Origin of the sequence: Bradyrhizobium sp. USDA 4541 (genome assembly GCF_024171085.1) — a bacterium.
Lineage (GTDB): Bacteria > Pseudomonadota > Alphaproteobacteria > Rhizobiales > Xanthobacteraceae > Bradyrhizobium > Bradyrhizobium australafricanum.
Genome location: NZ_JALJZF010000001.1, coordinates 7,780,069 through 7,803,320, shown reverse-complemented (window position 1 = coordinate 7,803,320; position 23,252 = coordinate 7,780,069). Strand labels below are relative to the sequence as shown.

23 protein-coding genes are annotated in these 23,252 nt (G+C 64.8%); 21 read left to right on the top strand and 2 right to left on the bottom strand.

Annotation, left to right across the window (positions count from 1 at the left end; translation table 11 throughout):
* Positions 1-86: 86 nt before the first annotated feature.
* Positions 87-3,320, top strand: coding sequence for a bifunctional cytochrome P450/NADPH--P450 reductase (locus J2R80_RS37510; protein ID WP_253641062.1), 3,234 nt, complete (start codon positions 87-89; stop codon positions 3,318-3,320).
* A gap of 134 nt (positions 3,321-3,454) precedes the next feature.
* Positions 3,455-4,129, top strand: a complete 675-nt coding sequence (locus tag J2R80_RS37505; RefSeq protein WP_141340840.1) for a spermidine synthase — start codon at positions 3,455-3,457, stop codon at positions 4,127-4,129.
* A 65-nt stretch (positions 4,130-4,194) separates the two neighbouring features.
* On the opposite strand, the gene J2R80_RS37500 is transcribed toward J2R80_RS37505, so the two are convergent.
* Positions 4,195-4,659 (bottom strand): nuclear transport factor 2 family protein, encoded by a 465-nt coding sequence (locus J2R80_RS37500; protein ID WP_229190400.1) that lies wholly within the window; start codon positions 4,657-4,659, stop codon positions 4,195-4,197.
* A gap of 204 nt (positions 4,660-4,863) precedes the next feature.
* Positions 4,864-5,784 (bottom strand): alpha/beta fold hydrolase, encoded by a 921-nt coding sequence (locus J2R80_RS37495; RefSeq protein ID WP_253640347.1) that lies wholly within the window; start codon positions 5,782-5,784, stop codon positions 4,864-4,866.
* 178 nt (positions 5,785-5,962) lie between these two features.
* On the opposite strand from J2R80_RS37495, the gene J2R80_RS37490 reads away from it, so the two are divergent.
* The 19 genes from J2R80_RS37490 to J2R80_RS37400 all read left to right on the top strand — a co-directional run bounded on the left by J2R80_RS37490 (position 5,963) and on the right by J2R80_RS37400 (position 23,044).
* Complete coding sequence (locus J2R80_RS37490; RefSeq protein ID WP_057017659.1) at positions 5,963-6,346, top strand: hypothetical protein; 384 nt, start codon at positions 5,963-5,965, stop codon at positions 6,344-6,346.
* A complete protein-coding gene (locus J2R80_RS37485; protein WP_141340843.1) occupies positions 6,343-7,425 on the top strand; it encodes an alpha/beta hydrolase in 1,083 nt (360 codons plus the stop codon). Before J2R80_RS37490 ends, J2R80_RS37485 begins: the two co-directional genes overlap by 4 nt.
* Before the next feature lie 26 nt (positions 7,426-7,451).
* Positions 7,452-8,048, top strand: coding sequence for a GNAT family N-acetyltransferase (locus J2R80_RS37480; protein ID WP_141340844.1), 597 nt, complete (start codon positions 7,452-7,454; stop codon positions 8,046-8,048).
* Positions 8,049-8,229: 181 nt separating this feature from the next.
* Positions 8,230-8,706, top strand: coding sequence for a phasin (locus tag J2R80_RS37475; protein ID WP_028331816.1), 477 nt, complete (start codon positions 8,230-8,232; stop codon positions 8,704-8,706).
* 237 nt (positions 8,707-8,943) lie between these two features.
* Positions 8,944-10,227: a DUF445 domain-containing protein gene (locus J2R80_RS37470; protein WP_253640346.1), complete on the top strand. Its 1,284-nt coding sequence runs from the start codon at positions 8,944-8,946 to the stop codon at positions 10,225-10,227.
* Positions 10,228-10,416: 189 nt separating this feature from the next.
* Positions 10,417-11,187, top strand: a complete 771-nt coding sequence (locus J2R80_RS37465) for a triacylglycerol lipase (protein ID WP_168857784.1) — start codon at positions 10,417-10,419, stop codon at positions 11,185-11,187.
* A gap of 218 nt (positions 11,188-11,405) precedes the next feature.
* Positions 11,406-12,275, top strand: a complete 870-nt coding sequence (gene paaX / locus J2R80_RS37460) for a phenylacetic acid degradation operon negative regulatory protein PaaX (protein WP_253640345.1) — start codon at positions 11,406-11,408, stop codon at positions 12,273-12,275.
* Between the two features lie 76 nt (positions 12,276-12,351).
* Positions 12,352-13,344: a 1,2-phenylacetyl-CoA epoxidase subunit PaaA gene (gene paaA / locus J2R80_RS37455; RefSeq protein WP_253587438.1), complete on the top strand. Its 993-nt coding sequence runs from the start codon at positions 12,352-12,354 to the stop codon at positions 13,342-13,344.
* A 12-nt stretch (positions 13,345-13,356) separates the two neighbouring features.
* Complete coding sequence (paaB, locus tag J2R80_RS37450; RefSeq protein WP_016842890.1) at positions 13,357-13,644, top strand: 1,2-phenylacetyl-CoA epoxidase subunit PaaB; 288 nt, start codon at positions 13,357-13,359, stop codon at positions 13,642-13,644.
* A 143-nt stretch (positions 13,645-13,787) separates the two neighbouring features.
* A complete protein-coding gene (gene paaC / locus J2R80_RS37445) occupies positions 13,788-14,564 on the top strand; it encodes a 1,2-phenylacetyl-CoA epoxidase subunit PaaC (RefSeq protein WP_253640344.1) in 777 nt (258 codons plus the stop codon).
* The gene (gene paaD, locus J2R80_RS37440) at positions 14,558-15,061 is read left to right on the top strand and encodes a 1,2-phenylacetyl-CoA epoxidase subunit PaaD (protein ID WP_229190392.1); all 504 of its coding nucleotides are present in this window, start codon (positions 14,558-14,560) and stop codon (positions 15,059-15,061) included. The genes paaC and paaD overlap by 7 nt, the downstream gene beginning before the upstream one ends.
* A 2-nt stretch (positions 15,062-15,063) precedes the next feature.
* Positions 15,064-16,140: a 1,2-phenylacetyl-CoA epoxidase subunit PaaE gene (gene paaE, locus J2R80_RS37435; RefSeq protein WP_253640343.1), complete on the top strand. Its 1,077-nt coding sequence runs from the start codon at positions 15,064-15,066 to the stop codon at positions 16,138-16,140.
* 139 nt (positions 16,141-16,279) lie between these two features.
* Positions 16,280-16,735, top strand: coding sequence for a hydroxyphenylacetyl-CoA thioesterase PaaI (gene paaI, locus J2R80_RS37430; protein ID WP_076827156.1), 456 nt, complete (start codon positions 16,280-16,282; stop codon positions 16,733-16,735).
* 20 nt (positions 16,736-16,755) lie between these two features.
* Positions 16,756-18,087, top strand: a complete 1,332-nt coding sequence (gene paaK, locus J2R80_RS37425; protein WP_057017628.1) for a phenylacetate--CoA ligase PaaK — start codon at positions 16,756-16,758, stop codon at positions 18,085-18,087.
* Positions 18,088-18,119: 32 nt separating this feature from the next.
* Entirely contained in the window at positions 18,120-19,550 is a 1,431-nt protein-coding gene (gene iaaH, locus J2R80_RS37420) for an indoleacetamide hydrolase (protein WP_057017629.1), read from the top strand.
* Positions 19,551-19,652: 102 nt separating this feature from the next.
* Positions 19,653-20,687 carry a zinc-binding alcohol dehydrogenase family protein gene (locus J2R80_RS37415; protein WP_371852123.1) on the top strand — a complete coding sequence of 345 codons (1,035 nt, stop codon included), beginning with the start codon at positions 19,653-19,655 and terminating at the stop codon, positions 20,685-20,687.
* Positions 20,688-20,797: 110 nt separating this feature from the next.
* Positions 20,798-21,853: a YeeE/YedE family protein gene (locus J2R80_RS37410; RefSeq protein ID WP_253640342.1), complete on the top strand. Its 1,056-nt coding sequence runs from the start codon at positions 20,798-20,800 to the stop codon at positions 21,851-21,853.
* A gap of 152 nt (positions 21,854-22,005) precedes the next feature.
* Positions 22,006-22,389, top strand: a complete 384-nt coding sequence (locus J2R80_RS37405) for a nuclear transport factor 2 family protein (protein WP_253640341.1) — start codon at positions 22,006-22,008, stop codon at positions 22,387-22,389.
* Positions 22,390-22,654: 265 nt separating this feature from the next.
* Entirely contained in the window at positions 22,655-23,044 is a 390-nt protein-coding gene (locus J2R80_RS37400; protein WP_253640340.1) for a DUF1330 domain-containing protein, read from the top strand.
* Positions 23,045-23,252: the final 208 nt, after the last annotated feature.

The window sequence follows — 23,252 nt, the reverse complement described above, 5'->3', positions numbered from 1 at the left end:
CAGCATCGAACCCGGAATCTCGAGATTCCGGGTCTGGTCCTTCGGACCATCCCGGAATGACTGAGGTTAGAGGGGGCACTTCGAAAATGGCGTCCGGCAACAGACTGAGTCCGATTCCGCATCCGCCGACGAAGCCGGTGGTCGGCAACATGCTGTCGCTGGACTCGACCGCGCCGGTGCAGCATCTCGTCAAGCTCTCCAAGGAGCTCGGACCGATCTTCTGGCTCGACATGATGGGCGCGCCGCTCGTGATCGTGTCCGGCCACGATCTCGTCGACGAGCTCTCCGACGAGAAGCGCTTCGACAAGGCGGTGCGCGGCTCGCTGCGCCGGGTGCGTGCGGTCGGCGGCGACGGCCTGTTCACCGCCGACACTAAGGAGCCGAACTGGAGCAAGGCGCACAACATCCTGATGCAGCCGTTCGGCAACCGCGCCATGCAGTCGTACCACCCGAGCATGGTCGACATCGCCGAGCAGCTGGTCAAGAAATGGGAGCGCCTCAACGCCGACGAGGAGATCGAGGTCGTCCACGACATGACGGCGCTCACCCTCGACACCATCGGCCTCTGCGGCTTCGACTACCGCTTCAATTCATTCTACCGCCGCGACTACCACCCGTTCGTGGAATCGCTGGTGCGCTCGCTCGAAACCATCATGATGACCCGCGGCCTGCCGCTCGAGGGTCTGTGGATGCAGAAGCGGCGCAGGACGCTCGCCGACGACGTCGCCTTCATGAACAAGATGGTCGACGAGATCATCGCCGAGCGGCGCGGCAGCACCGCCGCGACCGACGACAAGAAGGACATGCTGGCGGCGATGATGACCGGCGTCGACCGCGCCACCGGCGAGCAGCTCGACGACGTCAACATCCGCTACCAGATCAACACCTTCCTGATCGCCGGCCACGAGACCACCAGCGGCCTGTTGTCGTGCACGATCTACGCGCTGCTGAAGCACCCGGAGGTGCTGAAGAAGGCCTATGAGGAGGTCGATCGCGTCCTCGGTCCCGACGTCAATGCGCGGCCGACCTATCAGCAGGTGACCCAACTCACCTACATCACGCAATGCCTGAAGGAGGCGCTGCGGCTGTGGCCGCCGGCGCCGGCCTACGGCATCGCGCCGCTCAACGATGAGATGATCGGCGGCAAGTACAAGCTGAAGAAGAACACCTTCATCACCATCCTAGTGATGGCGCTGCATCGCGATCCCAGCGTCTGGGGCCCCAACCCCGACGTGTTCGATCCCGAGAATTTCAGCCGCGAGGCGGAGGCCAAGCGCCCGATCAATGCCTGGAAGCCGTTCGGCAACGGCCAGCGCGCCTGCATCGGCCGCGGCTTTGCCATGCACGAGGCGGCGCTGGCGATCGGGATGATCCTGCAACGCTTCAAGCTGATCGACGTTCATCGCTATCAGATGCATCTGAAGGAGACGCTGACGGTCAAGCCCGACGGCTTCAGGATCAAGGTGCGGCCGCGCGACGACAAGGACCGCGGCGCGTTCGCCGGCAGCACGGGCGCGGTTGCGGCCGCGCCGAAGGCGCCGCGCGCGCCGACCACGCGCCCCGGCCACAACACGCCGATGCTGGTGCTCTACGGCTCCAATCTCGGCTCCGCCGAGGAACTGGCGACCCGCATGGCCGATCTGTCCGAGATCAACGGCTTCGCGACGCGGCTGGGTCCGCTGGACGATTATGTGGGCAAGCTGCCGGAGGAGGGCGGCGTGCTGATCATCTGCGCCTCCTATAATGGCGCGGCGCCCGACAACGCGACGCAGTTCGTCAAATGGCTCGAGAGCGACCTGCCGAAGGATGCCTTCGCCAAGGTCCGCTACGCGGTGTTCGGCTGCGGCAACAGCGATTGGGCGGCGACCTACCAGTCGGTGCCGCGTTTCATCGACGAGCAGCTCACCAAGCATGGCGCACGCGCCGTCTATCCGCGCGGCGAGGGCGATGCGCGCAGCGATCTCGACGGCCAGTTCCAGAAATGGTTCCCGGAGGCGGCCAAGGTCGCGACCAAGGAATTCGGTATCGACTGGAATTTCACCCGCACCGCCGAGGACGAGCCGCTCTACGCGATCGAACCGGTGGCGCAGGGCGCGGTCAACACCATCGTGACGCAAGGCGGCGCGGTGCCGATGAAGGTGCTCGCCAACAGCGAGCTGCAGACCAAGGCAGGCGCTCATCCGTCGGAGCGTTCGACCCGGCATATCGAGGTCGAGCTGCCGGCCAGCCTGAAATACCGCGTCGGCGATCATCTCAGCGTGGTGCCGCGCAACGATCCGACCCTGGTCGATTCCGTTGCGCGCCGCTTCGGCTTCCTGCCGGCCGACCAGATCCGTCTGCAGGTCTCGGAAGGCCGCCGCGCGCAATTGCCGGTCGGCAACGCCGTGTCGGTCGGACGGCTGCTCACCGAGTTCGTCGAGCTGCAACAGGTCGCGACCCGCAAACAGATCCAGATCATGGCCGAGCACACCCGCTGCCCGGTGACCAAACCGAAGCTGATGGCCTATGTCGGCGACGACGATGCCTCGGCCGCGCGCTATCGCGCCGAGGTGCTGGCCAAGCGCAAATCGGTGTTTGACCTGCTCGAGGAATATCCGGCCTGCGAGCTGCCGTTCCACCTCTATCTCGAAATGCTGTCGCTGCTGGCGCCGCGGTATTATTCGATCTCGTCGTCTCCGGCCGGCGAGGCGCAGCGCTGCAGTGTCACCGTGGGCGTGGTGGAGGCGCCGGCAAGTTCCGGCCGCGGCATCTACAAGGGCGTGTGCTCGAACTATCTGGCGCGCCGCCGCGCCGGCGACACCGTCCACGCCACCATCAAGGAGACCAAGGCCGGCTTCCGCCTGCCCGATGACAATGCCGTGCCGATCATCATGATCGGGCCGGGCACCGGGCTCGCACCGTTCCGCGGCTTCCTGCAGGAGCGCGCCGCGCGCAGGGCGCAGGGCGCGACGCTGGGGCCGGCGATGCTGTTCTTCGGCTGCCGGCACCCTGAGCAGGATTTCATCTATGCGGATGAGCTGAAGGCGTTCGCAGCCGACGGCGTCAGTGAACTCCACACCGCCTTCTCGCGTGCCGATGGCCCGAAGACCTATGTGCAGCACCTCGTCGCCGCGCAGAAGGACCGGGTCTGGGAGCTGATCCAGAAGGGCGCGGTCGTCTATGTCTGCGGCGACGGCGGCAGGATGGAGCCCGACGTCAAGGCGACCTTGATCTCGATCTATCGCGAGCGCACCGGTGTCGACACCGACGCCGCCGCGCGCTGGATCGAGGAAATGGGCACCAGGAACCGCTACGTGCTCGACGTCTGGACAGGCGGCTAGGCTCACGCCTTCGTAGCCCGGATGAAGCGAAGCGTAATCCGGGACAGCGTCTTATGCGGACGGGGCAGACCCCGGATTTCGCTTCGCTTCATTCGGGCTACGGCAGAGGTGCCGGCCATGTTACAAGCCGCCGCATGATTCCATGGGAAAAGATCGATACCACGCGCATTCCCGGCACCGAGGGTGAATTGCGTCTGATGCGGCGAGGCCGCGAATTTTCGATCATGCTCGGCACCAACGAGCTGATGAACAGCCGCCTGTCGGGCTCGGAAGAGGCGTTGGCGACGCTTGCCGCGAAGAAGATCGAGACGGTCGAACGGCCGCATTTTCTGATCGGCGGCCTCGGCATGGGCTTTACGCTGCGGGCCGCACTCGCCGTGCTCGGGCCCGAGGCGAGAATCGTGGTGGCCGAACTGGTGCCGGCGGTCGTTGCCTGGGCGCGAGGCCCGATGGCGGAGATCTTCGGCGACAGCCTGAACGATCCGCGTGTGAATATCCGGGAGGAGGATGTTGCCAGCGTGATCGAACGCCAACCGCTCAGCTTCGATGCCATCCTGCTCGACGTCGATAACGGGCCTGAAGGTCTCACCCGCAAGGCCAATGACGCGCTGTATGATGTCTCCGGGCTCAAGATCGCACACGCCGCGTTGCGGCGCGGCGGCGTGCTCGCCGTCTGGTCGTCCGGTCCGAATGCCAAGTTCCCGAAATCGCTCACCCGGGCCGGGTTCGCGGTCAACGAAATTGCCGTCCGCGCCACCGGCCGAGGCCGCGGTGTCCGCCACGTGATCTGGATCGCGGTCAAGCAATAGCGGGCGTCCCGGCGCGCTCGCCAGCCTGATCATGCCAGTGGCTGAACACAAGCCATCACGATGCCTCAGAACATCGTGTTGCTGTTGGCGGGATTCTCCGGAATGGGCTGCGCCACGTCCCAATGCTCGACGATCTTGCCGTCCTCGAGCTTGAAGATGTCGACGATCGCGTTGCCGCGGGTGCCGGGCTCGCGCACGGCGTGGACGTGCAAAATCACGTAGTCGCCGTCGACGAATGAGCGCTTGATCTCGCTGTGCGAGTTCGGAAACTTCTCGCGCAGGAAGCGGATGAACTTGCGGAAGCCTTCCGGGCCGTCGGCCGCGCCGGGATTGTGCTGCACATAGCGGTTGCCGACATAGGCGAGCGCCGCGTCGGCGTCCTTCTGGTTCAGCCCCTTCTCGTAGAACGCCAGCACCGCCTTGCGGTTGGCTTCCTGCTGCGCTTCGCTGGCAGCCGCCATTGCCGATGAAGACGCGAGCGCGAGGAGGAGAGCGGCGACGGCTGTCTGTGGCCGGAGGATGGTCTTCATCTGGTTGCTCCCGGTGGCTGAGCGGTGGATAGCGCTCTCTACAGCGTCCATACCGCGCCCGGAAGAACGCACTCCTGGCTCACATGGTTACCGGAAGATACCGGAGCCCCGTTCCGATTGAATCGGGACGGGGCTCTCGATTTTGGCTTTGGGGCGTTTTCTTCACGCGAACCGGGATCCACTTCGCTCGAAAACGCTCTGGCCTCACGCCGCCTTCGCCGCCGCGCCATGCGCGTGCTTGTCGATGGCGTCGATGATCTGCGGCCACATCGGAATCGGCAGGGCGTGGCCCATGCCCTCGATCATCACGAGCTTCGCGCCCGGGATCGAGACCGCGGTGTCCTTGCCGCCTTCGGGATGCACCAGCGGATCGATGGTACCGTGGATCACCAGCGTCGGCGCCTTGACGCCGCGCAGGCGCTCCTTGCGGCTGCCGGAGGCGAGGATGGCGCGGAGCTGACGGCTGACGCCCTCCGGATTGAGGCCGCGCTCGAAGGTGCGCCGCGCGCGTTCGGGATCGAGCGCCTCATCTTCAGGGAACGAGCCGTTACGCAGGACTTTCCAGGTCTGCCCGAAGCGGACGAAATACTCTTCCTTGCTCTTCGGTGGCGGCGCCATCAGCACTGCGGTCGCCTCGCGGGTCGGGCCCGGGATCTTTGGATTGCCCGTGGTCGACATGATCGAGGTCAGCGAACGCACACGCTCGGGGAAGGTGATGGCAACCTCCTGCGCGATCATGCCGCCCATCGATGCACCGACCAGATGCGCGGTGCGGATGCCGAGCGCATCCATCAGCCCGATCGTATCCCTCGCCATGTCGGCCAGCTTGTAGGGCGCTGCGACCGGGATCTTCAGGAAGCGGAGCTTGAGCAATTCGAGCGCGGTCAGCCGCTTGCCGCCGCTCAGGCGGGAGGATTTGCCGATATCCCTGTTGTCGAATCGGATGACGCGAAAACCGCGGGCGGCGAGCTGGCGGCAGAACTCGTCGTCCCAATGGATCATCTGGGCGCCGAGGCCCATGATCAGGAGCAGCGGCTCGGCATTCGCATCGCCAAACATCTCGTAGCAGATGTCGATGCCATTGGCGCGGATGATCTGCGGCGGCTGATGGGCGAGCGTGGTCACGGGCGTCCCCTGCTGGTGTCGCGGTCAGGAACCTCTATGCCACGGATTGACGCAGCGCAGAAGAGCCTCGGCGTCGCTGGTCGCGCCGCGCAGTTGACCGATCAGCAGCAACAGTGTCGTATGGCAGAAACAAATGGAAGCGCGGCAAGCGCCCGAAATTGGTGTGGAGGAGCGCCGCATGGCCGACAAGGGCAACGACCCTGCCGTGATCTGGCAGACGATGATTGGCGAGATGGAGAAGGGGTTCAACTCCTTCGGCAACCAGCTCATGAGCTCGCCGGAATTTTCCAAGGCGATGAACCAGGCCGGCGGCGTTGCGGCCGGCGCGCAGAAGCAGCTCGGCGAGCTGATGGAGAAATATCTGCTCGCGATGAACCTGCCGAGCCGCGCCCAGCTCGTCGGCATGGCCGAGCGCCTGCAATCGATGGAGAACCAGCTCAACGAGATCAAGACGCTGCTGCAGCAGGTGCACCACAATTCGCTGGCGCCGGACGACGGCCATGGCGCAACGCCGCGGCCACCGCGCACCAAGCAGCCGCCAGCGGAGGGAGGCAGCAAATGAATGCTCCCACCCCCTTTGATTTCGCCTCGATCTCCGAGCGGGTCCAGTCCGAGGTGCAGCGCGCGATCCAGCGCAGCATCAAGGGCGTCGAGTATTTCTCGAGCTCCGGCCCGTCGCTCGGCTCGACGCCGAAAGACGTGCTGTATTCGCGCGGCACCATGAACCTCTATCACTACCGGCCGCTGGCCAGCGAAGTCTATCGCGTGCCGGTGCTGATCGTGATGGCGACCACCAACCGCGGCTATATCCTCGACCTGGTGCCGGGGCAGAGCTTCATCGAGTTCCTGCTCAAGCGCGGCTTCGACGTCTACATGCTGGACTGGAGTGCGCCGAAGCCGGAGGAAAGATCGCTGCGCATGGAGGACTACGTCCTCGACTTCATTCCGGAATCGGTCCGCCGCGTGCAGCAGGATTCCGGCGAAAAGGACGTCTCGGTGATCGGCTATTGCTTCGGCGGCGTGCTGTCGCTGCTCTACGGCTCGATCTTCAACGACGGGCCGATGAAGAACCTGATCTGCTTCACCACGCCGATCGATTTCCGCGAGATGAAGCTGTTCTCGAATTTCGCCGACCGCCGCTATTTCGACGTCGACCGCCTGATCGACAGCACCGGCAACATGCCGCCCGAACTGATCCTGCAATCGTTCGACATGTTGCGGCCGGCCGCGCGTGTCGTCGGCCAGATCCAGCTCTGGGACAACATCTGGAACGACGAGTTCGTCAAGTCGTACCGGATGTTCGATCGCTGGGCGACCGACACGCTGCCGCTCGCGGGCGAATATTTCCGCTCCATCACCAAGGACCTGATGTGGGACAACAAGCTCTACAACGACACCATGACGGTCGGCGGCCGCGCGGCCAAGCTTGCCGACATCAAGGTGCCGATCCTGCACGCGGTCGCCGAGCACGACCACATCGTGCCGTATGATGCGGCAAAACATCTGATCACCAAGATCGGCTCCGAGGACAAGGAGGAGGTGATGCTGAAGGGCGGTCACGTCTCGCTGGTCGCCGGCGCCAATGCAATCAAGCGGCTGTGGCCGAAACTGGACTCCTGGCTGAGCAAAAGATCGACCTAAGAAGGGTCGACTTGAGAGAGATCGACATGACCGAACAACGTTCCTATCCGCGCCGCGTCAAGACCGAGGCGGGCGACATCGAGTTTCGCCTGATGATTCGGGACCACGAGGCCGCGGTGCTGGCCTTCGCGCAAAAGCTGCCGACGCATGATCTCTTGTTCCTGCCGCGCAACATCAGCCAGCCGAAGGTGCTGTCGGCCTGGATCAACGAGATCGAGCGCGGCGACATCACGAGCCTGCTCGCGATCAAGGACGGCAAGGTGGTCGGCTGCGGCACCCTGGTGCGCGATCCGCATTCCTGGTCGCCGCATGTCGGCGAGATCCGGATGGTGGTGTCGCTCGACGTGCGCGGGCAGGGCGTCGGCCGGGCATTGTCGCAGGAGACCTTCGCCATCGCGCTCGGTGCCGGGCTGGAAAAGTTCTCGGTGCAGATGACCGTCGACCAGCAGGCGGCGATCGCGCTGTTCGAGAGCCTCGGCTTCAAGGCGGAGGCCCTGCTGCGCGACCATGTCCGCGACGTCGAGGGCAAGACCCACGACATCGTCGTGCTGGGGCATAACGTGGCGCAGGTCCGGGCCCAAATGGAGGCGTACGGGGTATCCGACGCGGTCAACGGTAATTAGAACCCGTTTTCTGCTGGTCCTCTAGGCAATCTGCCGGATCTTCGTGCTGTTCACAGGTTCGTGATATCGCGCTGCAACATAGATGTTGCGGTGCATCATGAGGCGTGTCATAACACCGTTGCCCCGGGCCAAACCGGACGGGGTGAGCCCATAGCTCAAACCTGAGGATGGAGAGACCCCAATGACCACCGAAACCAATTCCGTGCTGAACAGCGTCAAGGAAGCCTTTGCGCCCGTCACCGAGGCGTTCACCAAGCTTCAGAACCTGGAAGTTCCGGAAGCCGCCCGTGAGTTCGTGAAGAAGCAGGCCGAGGCGGCCAAGACCCGCGCTGCCGATGCCTATGCCGGCTCGGAGAAGGTGACCAACGTGATCGAGTCCGCTGTTGCCGGTTCGGTGACCGAAGCCGCCAAGATCAGCCGCAACATCCAGCAGGCGATCTACCAGGACGCCGAGGCGTTCTTCGCCGGCATCGACAAGCTCGCGTCGGCCAAGTCGCTGAGCGAAGCCGCCCAGATCCAGTCGGAGCTGGCCCGTGCGCGTGGCGAACTGTTCGTCTCGCGGGCGAAGGCCACCACCGAGTATCTCGGCAAGCTCGTCACCGATGGTGCGAAGACCGCGCAGGACAACTTCGCCAAGGTCTACGGCAAGACCGCCTGATCGCGGCCGCGCTGACCAACTGCCCTTTTCGAAGGCCCGCCATTTTGCGGGCCTTCTTTTTTGGCGGTGTCCTTCATAGCTCATGTGTCCACCGTCATTCCGGACGACGCGAAGCGGCGATCCGGAATCTCAAGATTCCCCGGTGCGCAATTGCGCACCTGAGGTTCGTGCTTCGCACGCCCCGGAATGACGGCGGTGAGCCATGCTATGCTTCGTTCGTCACCCCCGCGAAACCCCATGACCCTTCCCGCCGCCCTCATCGCAACGCCAGTCGACGTCGAACGCGCGGCCGAGCTGCGGCGCGTCAAGTGGCTGGCGACTGGCGTGCTGGCGGCAACCTTCATCATCTTCATCGCAGCGAAAGCACTGCTGCCGGTGCATCCGGTGTTCGGTTTCATCGCCGCGTTTGCCGAGGCCGCAACCATCGGCGGCCTCGCCGACTGGTATGCCGTCGTCGCCTTGTTCAAGCGGCCGCTCGGCCTGCCGATCCCGCATACCGCGATCATCCAGAGCAATCAGGCGCGCATCGCCGAGAAGCTCGGCGAATTCATCGAGAACAACTTTTTGGAATCCGGGCCGGTCGAGGCCAAGCTGCGCGAGATCGATTTCGGTTCGTTCATCGCCGACTGGCTGCGCGACCGCAAACGTTCCGAGGATCTCGCCCGCTTCGTGCTGCGGATGCTGCCCGAGGCATTCGCGGCGACCGAGAGCTCGGGGTTGATGCAGTTCATCAGCCGCCGCGTCACGACGCAGGTGCTCTCGATCGACCTCGCGCCGCTCGCGGCCGGCGCGCTGCGCGGCTTCGTGCAGGAGGGCAAGCATGGCGGCCTGCTCGACGACATCCTGCGCGTGCTGCACCAGACGCTGACGCAGCAGGAGACCATGGCGGTGATCCGCGACAAGGTCCGCGCCGAGATGCCGACGCTGCTCAGGCTCTATCGTGCCGACAAGTTCGTGGTGAACCGGATCATCGCGTCCGCCACGAAATTCTTCGAGGAAGTGCGCAACGACCCGCAGCATCCGTTCCGCGGCGAGTTCGACCGCATGCTGCTGTCCTTTGTCGACCGGCTCGGCAGCGACAAGGCATTCGCCGACCGCATCGATGGTCTCAAGCGCGATTTGATGGCGCGGCCCGAGCTTGCCAATCTCGGGCGCACCATCTGGGCCAACGTCAAGGACTTCATCGAACGCAGCGCCTCGGGCGAGTCGCAGGTGCTGCAGCATCAGCTGGCGCGAATGTTGGTCGAGGCCGGCGACGCGCTCGACGGCGACACCGACCTGCGCGGCGAGATCAATCAGGGCCTGGTGGCGATCCTGCGCACCGTCGTCGCCGAGCAGAAGTGCGGCGTCTCGGGCTTCATCGCCGACCAGATGAAGAGCTGGGACATGGAGCAGCTGATCTCCCTGATCGAGGTCAATGTCGGCAAGGATCTGCAATACATCCGCTTCAACGGCGCGCTGATCGGCGGGCTTGCCGGCCTTGCGCTTTACACCCTGGAATACACGCTGCGGCTGCTGTGACCGATTGGGCACGAACGTCACTTTAGTTGTGGCAAGTGTGACCCGGACCGCTTGCACGAAAGTGTCCGGTTCCCTAGCTTTTCAGGACAGATTGTTGCGTTGCGGAACGATTCCGCCGGGTTTGAGTCAATCCCGTTGACCATTCTCGTTGGTCCCATTGCCGGCGGTCCTGCCGGAAGAGGAGCTGAAATGTCCGTTGCTGCGCAGACGCTACGCCCGCCGTCCAGGACGCTGATGTTTCTGGAAGGCCGCGCCATTCATGAGCTCGGCGCCTTTCTTGGTGCATTGCCGCTGCTCAGCCTCGCGCCGCGCGGCGATGGGCATCCGGTGCTGGTGCTGCCGGGGCTGATCGCTTCCGACATGTCGACCCGGCCGCTGCGCGACTTTCTCAGGAGCAAGGGCTACGCCGTCAGCGGCTGGCGCCAGGGCCGCAATCTCGGGCTTCGCGCCGGCGTGCAGGACGGGATGGTCGACCTGCTGCAGCAGATGAATGAGACGACCGGCCGCAAGGTCTCGGTGGTCGGCTGGAGCCTCGGCGGCCTCTATGCGCGCCAGCTCGCCAAGATGATGCCGGAGCGCGTGCGCCAGGTGATCACGCTCGGCAGCCCGTTTGCCGCCGGCCCGAAGTCGACCAACGCCTGGCGCGTCTATGAGATGGCCAGCGGCCGGCGCGCCGATGAAGAGGATTCGCGTTTCGGCGGCTCGCTCGCCAGCGCGCCGCCGGTGCCGACCACCGCGATCTTCAGCCGTACCGACGGCGTCTGCGCCTGGCAGGGCTGCCGCGAGCAGGCCTCGTCGATGACCGACAGCATCGAGGTCGAGAGCAGCCATTGCGGCATGGGTCATCACCCGGCCGTGGTCTACGCGGTTGCCGATCGCCTCGCGCAGAAGGAAGGCGAGTGGGCGCCGTTCGATCGCAGCGGCTGGCGCAGCATCGTCTATCCGGATCCCAATCGCTAGGTCTTGCGAAGGTCTCTCTTCACCTCGCCCCGCTTGCGGGGAGAGGCCGGATCGCATGAAGCGCAGCGCAATGCGATCCGGGTGAGGGGGAGTCTCCACGAGCGCAACTCGCACCGTGATTGCGGAGAGCCCCCTCATCCCGACCTTCTCCCCGCACGCGGGGAGAAGGAGAAGACCCTGCATTGTCGTGAATCGACAAAACGCGCTATGCGTTGGGCATGCCACAGCCGCTTGCCCGCATCGTCGATCAGCTGAAGCGCGAGCCGTCACGCACCGGCTCGCTCGTCATCACCGTGTTCGGCGATTCCATCGTGCCGCGCGGCGGCTCGGTGTGGCTCGGCACGCTGCTGGAATTCTTCAAGTCCCTCGACATCGACGGCAATGTGGTGCGCACCGCGATGTCGCGGCTCGCCGCCGACGGCTGGCTCGAGCGCAGCAAGGTCGGCCGCAACAGTTTTTATCGCTTGAACGCCAAGGGCCGGCAGACCTTCGACACCGCAACCCGGCACATCTACGATCCGCCGCCGTCGGACTGGACCGGCCGCTTCGAGCTGTTGTTGATCGGCAATGCCGAGGACCGCGACGCCGCGCGCGAGGCATTGAAGAATGCCGGCTTCGGCAGCCCGCTGCCCGGTGTGTGGGTCGCGCCGTCGGGCGTGCCGATCCCCGTTGAAGCGTCGCGCGTGATCCGGCTCGAAGTCTCCGCGGAAGATGACAGCGGACGCCGGCTGCTCAGCGAAAGCTGGCCGCTCGACCGCACCGCGGACGCCTATCTGAAGTTCATGAAGACGTTCGAGCCGCTGCACGGCTCGATCATCCGCGGCGAGACGCTGAGCGACGCCGACGCCTTCACCGCGCGCATTCTCTTGATCCACCATTACCGGCGGGTCGTGCTGCGTGATCCGCTGCTGCCGTATCAGCTGCTGCCGAAGGACTGGCCGGGCAGGGCGGCGCGGAAACTCTGCGGCGAGATCTATCGCGGGCTGCTTTCGCCGTCGGAACAATGGCTTGACGACCATGCAACCAACGAGAACGGGCCGCTGCCGAAGCCCAACGGGGCGGTGGCGCACCGTTTCGAGGGCGTCTGAACATATTACAAAAATTTCTTGCATTAGAAAATTTGTGTTATATATTCCTGCCTAACAACACATTGGGAGGTCGGCCATGTACACGCAGGCGCTCAACTCACCCGACGGCGACGATCGCGGCGTCGAGGATGTCGCCCGTGCCAGTCAGTTCCAGGCCCGCATCGATGCCGACGAGCGCATCGAGCCGAACGACTGGATGCCCGCCGCCTACCGCAAGACGCTGACGCGGCAGATTTCCCAGCACGCCCATTCCGAAATCGTCGGCATGCTCCCCGAGGGCAACTGGATCACCCGCGCGCCGTCGCTGCGCCGCAAGGCCGCGCTGCTCGCCAAGGTGCAGGACGAATGCGGCCACGGCCTCTATCTCTACGCCGCCGCCGAGACGCTCGGCACCTCGCGCGAGGAGCTGGTCGATGCGATGCTATCGGGCAAGGCGAAATATTCCTCGATCTTCAATTATCCGACGCTGACCTGGGCCGACATCGGCACCATCGGCTGGCTGGTCGACGGCGCCGCGATCATGAACCAGATCCCGCTGTGCCGCTGCTCCTACGGCCCCTATGCGCGCGCGATGATCCGCGTCTGCAAGGAAGAGTCGTTCCACCAGCGCCAGGGTTTTGAGATTATGGTGACCCTGTGTCGCGGCACCGCGGAGCAGAAGGCGATGGCGCAGAACGCGCTCGATCGCTGGTGGTGGCCGGTGCTGATGATGTTCGGTCCGCCGGACCAGGTCAGCCAGCACAGCGACACCTCGACCAAATGGAAGATCAAGCGCTTCTCCAACGACGAGCTGCGCCAGAAATTCATCGACGCCACCGTCCCGCAGGCCGAATTCCTGGGCCTGACGATCCCCGATCCCGGCATGAAGCAGAACGCTAACGGCAATTGGGAACACAGCCCGATCGACTGGGACGAGTTCAAGCAGGTGCTGGCAGGCAACGGCCCCTGCAACCGCGATCGTCTCGCCGCGCGCCGCAAGGCGCATGAGGAGGGTGCCTGGGTGCGCGAAGCCGCGATGGCCTATGCCGAGAAGCGCAAGCGCCGCCAGCTCGCGCAAGCCGCAGAATAAGGGAGCGCCGAGATGGCCACGCCGAACGTTCCGCTCTGGGAAGTCTTCATCCGCAGCCGCAATGGCCTGGCGCACAAGCATGTCGGCTCGCTGCACGCGGCCGACGCGACGCTCGCCCTGCAGGCCGCGCGCGACATCTACACCCGCCGCGGCGAGGGATTGTCGATCTGGGTGGTGCCCTCGAACGCGATCACCGCGTCCGATCCGTCCGAGAAGGGCATGATGTTCGAGCCGGCGGAATCCAAGATCTACCGTCACCCGACCTTTTACGACGTCCCCGACGAAGTCGGGCACATGTGAATTTCACCCGTCATGGTGAGGAGGCGCGCAGCGCCGTCTCGAACCATGACGCCCGATCGTAACCGCGGCCATCCTTCGAGACGCCTGCTGCGCAGGCTCCTCAGGATGACGTCGAGCAAGTGGATGCAGGTGGAATAGAGAACATGGCAACCGCCAACATCGAAGTCTCCGAAACGCCGCTGGTGCTCTACGCGCTGCGCCGCGCCGACGACGCGCTGATCCTCGGCCATCGGCTGTCCGAATGGTGCGGCCATGCGCCCGCCATGGAAGAGGACATGGCGCTCGCCAATATGGGCCTCGACCTGCTCGGCCAGGCTCGTGAGCTCTACACCTACGCGGCCAAGGTCGAAGGCCGAGGCAACGACGAAGACAAGTTCGCCTATCTGCGCGACGTCCGGCAGTATCGCAACCTGCTGCTGGTCGAGCAGCCGAACGGCGACTTTGCTCGCACCATGGTGCGGCAATTCTTCTACGCGGCATTCGCCGATCTCTACTGGCGCGCGATGATGGCCTCGTCCGATCCGACGCTCGCGGCGATCGCGGCGAAGTCGGAGAAGGAGAGCGCCTATCATGTCAGGCATTCGTCGGAATGGATCGTCCGGCTCGGCGACGGCACCGAGGAGAGCCATCGCCGCGCCCAGGACGCGATCGACGATCTCTGGGCCTATACCGGTGAGATGTTCACGATCGACGACGGCGAGCGCGGCCTGATCGATGCCGGCATTGCGATCGACCCGGCGGCGCTGCAGCCGCGCTGGCGGAAGACGGTCACCGGCATCATCAACGAGGCGACGCTGGCACTGCCGAAGAGCGATTGGATGCAGCAGGGCGGCCGCAGCGGCAGCCACAGCGAACATCTCGGCCATCTCCTCAGCGAGCTGCAATCGATGCAGCGGACCTTTCCGGGGGCAACATGGTGACCGTTGCGCTCAGCGATGCCGATCTGCGCCGGCGCGCCTGGAGCGCGGCCGCGCAGGTGGTCGATCCCGAGATCCCGGTGCTGACCATCGCCGATCTCGGCGTGCTGCGCGACGTCGCGGTCCACGACGGTCATGTCGAGGTCGCGATCACGCCGACCTATTCCGGCTGTCCCGCCATGAACATGATCGCACTCGAGATCGAGCTCGCTCTGGCGCGTGAAGGCATTCATGGGCCGAAGGTCCGCACCGTGCTGTCGCCGGCCTGGACCACCGACTGGATGAGCGAGGACGGCCGCCGCAAGCTGAAGGAGTACGGCATCGCGCCGCCGCTGCCGGGCTCCTCGCGCCGCGCGCTGTTCGGCGAGCAGGCGGTCGCGTGCCCGCAGTGTGGCTCGGGAGATACCGAGCTGCTGTCCGAATTCGGCTCGACGTCCTGCAAGGCGCTGTGGCGTTGCAGGAGCTGCCGTGAACCCTTCGACTACTTCAAGTGTCATTGACCATGTCGACACCACGATTCCACCGCCTGTCCGTCAGCGATCTGCGCCGCGAGGCGTCGGACGCGATCTCGATGACCTTTGCGATCCCCGACGATCTGCAAGGCGACTACCGTTTCACGCCGGGCCAGTATCTGACGCTGCGCACCACGATGGACGGCGAGGAAGTTCGCCGCTCCTATTCGATCTGTTCCGGCCCCGACGACGGCGAGCTGCGCATCGCGGTGAAGAAGGTCGACGGCGGCGCGTTCTCGAACTGGGCGGCCGAGGAATTGAAGACCGGCGACGAGCTCGAGGTGATGACGCCGACCGGCCGTTTCGGCGTCGCCCACGCGCCGGGCGAGGCGCGGACCTATGTCGGCTTCGCCGCCGGCAGCGGCATCACGCCGATCCTCTCGATCATCAAGGGCGTGCTGGCGCGCGAGCCGGACAGCCGCTTCTTCCTGTTCTACGGCAACCGTTCGACTGAGGGCGTCATGTTCCGCGAGGCGCTGGAGGAGCTGAAGGACCGCTTCATGCAGCGGCTCTCGGTATTCCACGTCATCTCGGGCGAGGAGCAGGACATTCCGATCCTGCACGGCCGGCTCGACGGCGAGAAGGTGCGGGTGCTGCTGCGCTCGCTGGTGCCGGCCGAGACGGTCGATCACGTCTTCGTCTGCGGTCCGGCCGCGATGAGCGAGACCATCGAGGCCACCTGCCGCGAGATCGGCATCGCCGACGAGCGCATCCATGTCGAACGCTTCGTGTCGGAATTCGGCGGCAAGCCGCGGGCGAAGGTCGTCGTTCCGGCCGGCGCGCCGCCGAAGGCGATTGCCGGGCTGATTATCGACGGCAAGCGCCGCGAGGTCCCGGTGGCCGACGGCGAGTCGATCCTCGACGCTGCGCTGCGCGCCGGCATGGACCTGCCGTTTGCCTGCAAGGGCGGCATGTGCTCGACCTGCCGCGCCAAGCTGGTCGAAGGCGAGGCGCCGATGGACCTGAACTATTCGCTGGAGCCGTGGGAGCTGAAGGCGGGGTTCATCCTCACCTGTCAGGCCAAGCCGTGCTCTGAGAAGGTCGTGGTCGACTACGACCACGTCTGAGATTGTGGTCATTCCGGGTTCGCTGCTTCGCATCGCCCCGGAATGACGGAAGTAGCGTTGACGCCTCGTGCGTCGCGCTTGAAATTGAAGTTCGGCACAAGAGACCCTCCGCAACGGGCCCGCGCACAGGGAGTTCGATGTGAACGTGAAGGCCACGCTATCGCCCGAGGACGTTGCCCGCGCCTGCGCGGACGCGATGTGGAAGGAAGACGACGCCAGCAAGGGCCTCGGCATGGAGCTCGTCGAGATCAGGCCAGGGCAGGCGGTGATGGCGATGACGGTGCAGCCGCACATGGTCAACGGCCAGCGCATCTGTCATGGCGGCTACATCTTCACGCTGGCCGATTCAGCCTTCGCCTTTGCCTGCAACAGCCGCAACGATCGCGCGGTGGCGGCGCAGGGCAACGTCACTTTCATCCGGCCCGGCAAGCTTGGCGACCGCCTGGTGGCGACCGCGCGCGAGATCTCGCGCAATGGCCGCTCGGGAATCTACGACGTGAGCGTGACCTCCGGCGACAGCGTGATCGCCGAATTCCGCGGGCATTCGCGCGTGATAGCGGGCACCTGGCTGCCCGACACGGACATCCAGGCATAAAGGCTTCAGGGGAAACGTCGATGGCAACGGCAAAGCTCAAGGTCAAGGACAGCGGTTATCACGCCGAGCTCGATGCGGCCGAGCGCGCCTCGCGCGACGAGATCATGGCGCTGCAGACCAGGCGGCTGGCCTGGTCGCTCAAGCATGCCTATGACAATGTCGCGCACTACAGGAAGGCGTTCGATGCCGCCGGCGTGCAGCCGTCCGACTTCAGGCAGCTTCCCGATCTCGCCAAATTTCCGTTCACGGTGAAGACGGATCTGCGCGACAATTATCCCTTCAACATGTTCGCGGTGCCGCGCGAACAATTGGTGCGGGTCCATGCGTCCTCGGGCACGACCGGCAAGCCGATCGTGGTCGGCTACACCAAAGCCGACATCGACACCTGGGCGGACGTGATGGCGCGCTCGATCCGCGCCGCCGGCGGCCGCACCGGCATGCTGATGCACAACGCCTATGGCTATGGCCTGTTCACCGGCGGCCTCGGTGCGCATTACGGCGCCGAGCGGCTGGGTTGCACGGTGATCCCGATCTCGGGCGGCATGACCGAGCGGCAGGTGCAGCTCATCAATGATTTCCGGCCCGACATCATCACGGTGACGCCGAGCTACATGCTGGCGATCCTCGACGAGTTCAAGCGACAGGGCCTCGACCCGCGCAAATCGTCGCTCAAGTTCGGCATCTTCGGCGCCGAGCCCTGGACCAATGCGATGCGCGTCGAGATCGAGCAGGCGTTCGACATGGACGCCACCGACATCTATGGCTTGTCGGAGGTGATCGGTCCCGGCGTCGCGCAGGAATGCGTGGAGACCAAGGATGGCCTGCACATCTGGGAGGACCACTTCTATCCGGAGGTGATCGATCCCCTGACCGGCAAGGTGCTGCCCGACGGCGAGAAGGGCGAGTTGGTGTTCACCTCGCTGACCAAGGAAGCCTTTCCGATCATCCGCTACCGCACCCGCGACCTGACGCGGCTGTTGCACGGCACGGCGCGGCCCGGCATGCGGCGGATGGAGAAGGTGACCGGCCGCTCCGACGACATGATCATCCTGCGCGGCGTCAACGTGTTCCCGACCCAGATCGAGGAAGCGCTGCTGGCGACCGACTGGTGCGGCGGTCACTTTGTCATCGAGCTGACCCGTGAGGGCCGCATGGACGAGATGACGGTGCTCGCCGAAGCCCGGCCGGAGAGCTGGGACGGTGAGGGGCTGACTGCACACGCCGAGAAGGTCTCCGCCTTCATCAAGAACACGATCGGCATCTCCACCCGCGTCCGCGTCGTTGCGCCCGAGACGCTGGAGCGTTCGCTCGGCAAGGCGAAACGTGTTTACGACAAGCGGCCGAAAGAATAGCCTAATCCCTGCAATTCAACAGGGCGCAGGGTATGGCCGACACCAATGAAACGACCGCTGCGGAGATCCTGGCTGATATCCGCGCCGGCAAGGTAACGGCGGTCAGTGTCGTCGAGGCCGCGCTCGATCGTGCGGAGCGGCTCAAGCACCTCAACGCCTTCATCGTGCTGAACCGCGACGGCGCGCTGGCCGCGGCGCGCGAGGTCGATGCCGGGACGCGGACCGGCGTGCTGGCCGGGCTTCCGATCGTCGTGAAGGACAATATCAACACATCAGAACTGCCGACATCGGGCGGCACGCCGGCGCTGCAACACGCGCGGCCTGCGCGCAATGCGCCGTCGCTGCAAAAGCTGCTCGATGCGGGTGCCGTCGTCATCGGCAAGACCAATCTGCACGAGCTTGCCTTCGGCATCACCAGTACCAATCTCGCACCGTTCGCGGGACCGGTGCGGAATCCATACGACACCAGCCGGATCCCGGGCGGGTCGTCCGGCGGAACGTCGGCGGCGATCGCCGCGCGCATCGCCACCTGTGGCCTCGGATCGGACACCGGCGGCTCGACCCGCGTGCCCGCGGCGTTGACCGGGACCGTGGGCCTTCGGCCTTCAGTCGGCGATGGCGGCGCCGAGCGGCGTTATCACGATGACAACCAGGTGGTTCCGATCAGCCATACCCGCGACACCGTCGGCCCGATGGGACGCACCGTCGCCGATGTCGCGCTGCTCGATGCCGTGATGACAGGCACGCCGCTGGCAACGAGCATCCCGCTACGCGGCGTGCGTCTCGGCATTCCCGCCTGTTTCTGGAGCGGCCTCGATCGCGATGTCGAAGCCGTCGCCCGCGCAGCCTGCGCCCGGCTCTCGGCGGCCGGCGCGGTGCTGGTCGATGTCGACATGCCCGATCTGTTTGAGCAGAACGGCAAGGTGTCGTTTGTGGTCGCGTTGCACGAGCCGATCGCCGATATCCCGGCCTGGCTCGCCGCCTCCGGGATTGAAGGGATCACGCTGTCCGACATCGCGGCCGGCGTCGCCAGTCCTGATGTCGTCGGCGCATTCGGTGCCATCACTACGGACGCCTTCGGTGCCGCCTATGATGATGCAATCAAAGTGCAGCGGCCGGTGCTGCAGGCGATCTATGCCACCTACATCAGGGACAACGGGCTGGATGCGATCCTGTTTCCGACCACGATCGCGCCTGCACCGGTCATCGACGAAAACAACGGATCCGGCGAGATGTCGGTCAATGGCGGCGCGCAGGTGCCGACCTTCGGCACCTTGATCCGCAACACCGATCCCGGCAGCAATGCTGGCCTTCCCGGGCTGTCGCTCTATGCCGGCATGACGTCCGATGGCCTGCCGGTTGGGCTCGAGCTCGACGGTCCGGTCGGCAGCGATGCAAGGCTGCTCGGGCTCGGCCTGTCGATCGAGGCGATCCTGGGCACGGCCCCGCCGCCGAAGCTCTGACTCGGCCGGCCGCAACAAGCCCCTTGAATTGATCGGTCAGTCGATTAGTCATGGCCCGAGGCCATCCGGCCGCCACCATCCGCGTGCCTTGCGGCGCGCTCCATGACCGAGACTGGAACGCTGATGCCGCCGGCCCCGCAAGCAAACCGTCATCCTGTCGACGCGCGCTGCGTCCGCCTGCTGACGAAGGCGGAGAACGCGGCGGCGGTGGCGCCAGCGGTCGAGACCCTTGCGTTGTCGCGCGCGGCGGACGATCTGCTCATCGAGGTGAGGGCCGCCGCGGTCAATCCGTCCGACGTCAAGGCCGCGACCGGGCTGATGCCCTATGCCATATTCCCGCGTACCTCGGGCCGCGACTACGCCGGTGTCGTAATCGATGGTCCCGCTGAATTCATCGGGCGTGAGGTGTTCGGCTCGTCCGGCGACCTCGGCATCCGCCGCGACGGCACCCATGCCACGCATCTGGTGGTCGAGCGCGATGCCGTGGTGGAAAAACCCGCGGGCTTTTCCTGGGACGAAGCCGCCGGGATCGGCGTGCCCTTCGTCACCGCGATGGAGGGCCTGCGCCGCGCCGGCCTGCCGAAGGCGGGCGAGACCGTGCTCGTGATGGGCGTCAACGGCAAGGTCGGGCAGGCCGCGGTGCAGATCGCGAGCTGGCACGGCGCGCGCGTGATCGGCGTGGTGCGCAAGAGCGAGCCCTATGAAGGCCACAGCAATTCGCCGGTCGAGGTGATCGACGCCTCGACCACCGACGTCGCCGCTCGCGTGCGCGAGCTGACCGGCGGCAAGGGCGCCAACATCGTCTACAACACGGTCGGCGATCCCTATTTCCAGGCCGCGCACAAGTCGCTGGCGCTGCGCGGCCGCCAGATCCTGATCGCGGCGGTCGACCGCATCGTGCAGTTCAACATCCTCGAATTCTACCGCGGCCAGCACACCTATGTCGGCATCGACACGCTTGCGCTGTCGTCGGTTGCGACCGGCGAGGTGTTGCGCGAGCTCGCGCCGGGCTTTGCCGGCGGACATCTGAAGCCATTCCCGATCAAGCCGAGCGCGATCTACCCGCTGGAACAGGCCAAGGCGGCGTTTGTTGCCGTGGCAGGCTCGTCGCGCGACCGCGTGATTTTGCGACCCTAGTTCACCGTCATTGCGAGGAGCGAAGCGACGAAGCAATCCATTTCTCTCCAGCGTGATAGTATGGATTGCTTCGCGTCGCTCGCAATGACGAACGTAATTGAAGGACTATTATGGACCCCGCCACGATCGTCATCATTGCCGCCCTGACCATCGGCCTCATCTATGGCTCGGTCGCGCTGCTCAGCGGCTTCTGCATGATGAGCGGCCTGCGCGGCTGGTGGGCGGAGGGCGACGGCCGCCTGGCGCGCACCTATGCGCTGGCGATGGGCGTCGCGATCGCGGCCTCGCAGCTGTTGGCGGCGGCAGGCCTCGTCGATCTCGGCAAGTCGATCTATCTGCAACCGTCCTTCTCGGCGCCGGTGATGTTCCTCGGCGGGCTCCTGTTCGGCTACGGCATGGTGCTGTCGAATGGCTGCGGCTCGCGGGCGCTGGTGCTGCTCGGGCGCGGCAATCTGCGCTCCTTCGTGGTCGTGATCGTGCTCGGCATTTTCGCCGAGATGACGCTGAAGGGCCTGATCGCGCCAACGCGGATCGCGATGGTGCAGGCGTCACAGGCCACAGTGTCAGCCAATTCGGTGCCGGCGCTATTGGCGGACATCGGCCTCGGCGCGGTGCCGGCGCGGATGGTGGCGGCCTCGGCTCTCGCAGCCGTCTTGATTATTTTCGCCTTTGCACATGCGCCATTCCGCAAGTCGCCGGGCCAGATCGCGGCCGGCCTGATCGTCGGCCTGCTGGTGGCGGGAGGCTGGTACGCGACCGGCTATCTCGGCGCCGATGATTTCAATCCGGTGCCGGTGACGTCGCTGACCTTCATCGCGCCGATCGCCGACGCCCTGCAATACGTCATGCTGTCGACCGGCTCGACGCTCAATTTCGGCATCGTCACCGTGTTCGGCGTGTTCGCCGGCAGCCTGATCACGGCCATCGCCACCGGGCGCTTCCAGCTCGAAGGCTACCGGTCGCCGCAGCATATGCTGCGCTCGGCGAGCGGCGCCGCGTTGATGGGCGCGGGCGGCGTGATGGCGTTCGGCTGCTCGGTCGGGCAGGGGCTGACTGGGCTGTCGACGCTCTCGCTGTCGTCCCTCATCGCGATCGCCGGCATCATGCTCGGCACCGGCGCCGGCCTGCGCGGGAGCTTGCGGGTCAGGCCGCTTGCGACGGCCTAGGCGTGTACTCATAACCGTCGGCTTCCCGTCATAAAGCGGAAGTTGCCCGGTTCGGTAGTTATCGGCGGCTTATGGCCCCTCAGCAGACATTCCGTTCGTGCCGATGCTCCGTTTTGGAGATAATATGCAGCATTGCGACGCGAGGGAAGAGAATGAATGAAGATCAAACCATTCGAGCGGCTTTGGATCATCACTGGGCAGCCTCAGATGCAAATGACTTCGAGGCGGAGCATGAGATTTACCGTGATGATGCCGTGCTTGAGTACCCTCAATCCGGGGAGAGAATCCGCGGTCGACGCAGTATTCAAGCGTCTCGTTTTGCGCAGCCGAACAAGAAGCGCTTTACGGTGCGACGCATACTCGGCGCTGCCGACCTTTGGGTTACTGAATTTGTCCTCACATACGACGGCTTGCCATCTTACACGGTGAGCATCATGGAATTCAGAGGCGGGAAGGTCGTTCGTGAAACCCAGTACTTCGGTGATCCCTTTGAGCCGGGGCCGTCGCGCGCCCAATGGATCGAGCCAATACGTTGAGATGTCTTTGCATTCAATCTCACCACCGCAGCGTGCTCCGGCTCATCATTCTCGTGCGTTGCCTGCCAATGCCGACGAGGTGATCGAGTAGGATGGTCATCGCACGCATGAGTCCGGGATGGCCCTAAGCTGATGGTCTGCATGACTCCCGAGAGGTTGGCTCTTCGAGGGTAACCGGAAGTCCCTCGCGCTTTTATCGAAGTTGAGTGCGGCTGCCTCTCACCCTACTCTCGCCCGGCCGGTTATCGGCAAGCTGGAGGAAATCATGAGAACTCAATACTTGATGGCATTGTCACTGCTCAGCGGCATCGCAATCGGCGGGTTCGCGTTCCAAGGTTTGCACGCTCAAACCAAGCTGAAGGCCTACAGTATCGGTGAGATCGAACCAATTGCTGGTGCAACTGTTTCGCCCGCTTATATCGAGGCAGCGAGAAGGGCACTGGCCGAGGCCGGTGGCCGCTCAATGGGGACTTTGAAAGGCAGAGTTTTCCACGCGGAGGGCGGGCCTGCTCCAATCAGTGTGGCCATGACCGAGTGGGGTAGCGCAGATGCCGCCATAGCATTTTTCCAGTCCAAGGTCTGGAAGGACCTTGCACCTGAGGGCGCGAAAACCGCGAAAACGATACGGCGATACATCGTGGAAGTTGAGAAGTGACTACCAACTTTGGTCACATGACTAGGCCGCCTCAGTTGGCGGCCTAATTCATTTCGATGTTGCCTGCTAGCCCTAAGCTGACGGTCTGCATGTCTAGCGCTCATTCCCTGCGATGTCGGTATGCGCCTCTTGGCGATGATGTTAAAGAAAGGGTGTTCGCGAAGCCCGCAAATACTCGCATTCTGCGGCATCGTCGGCGCACTGGTAA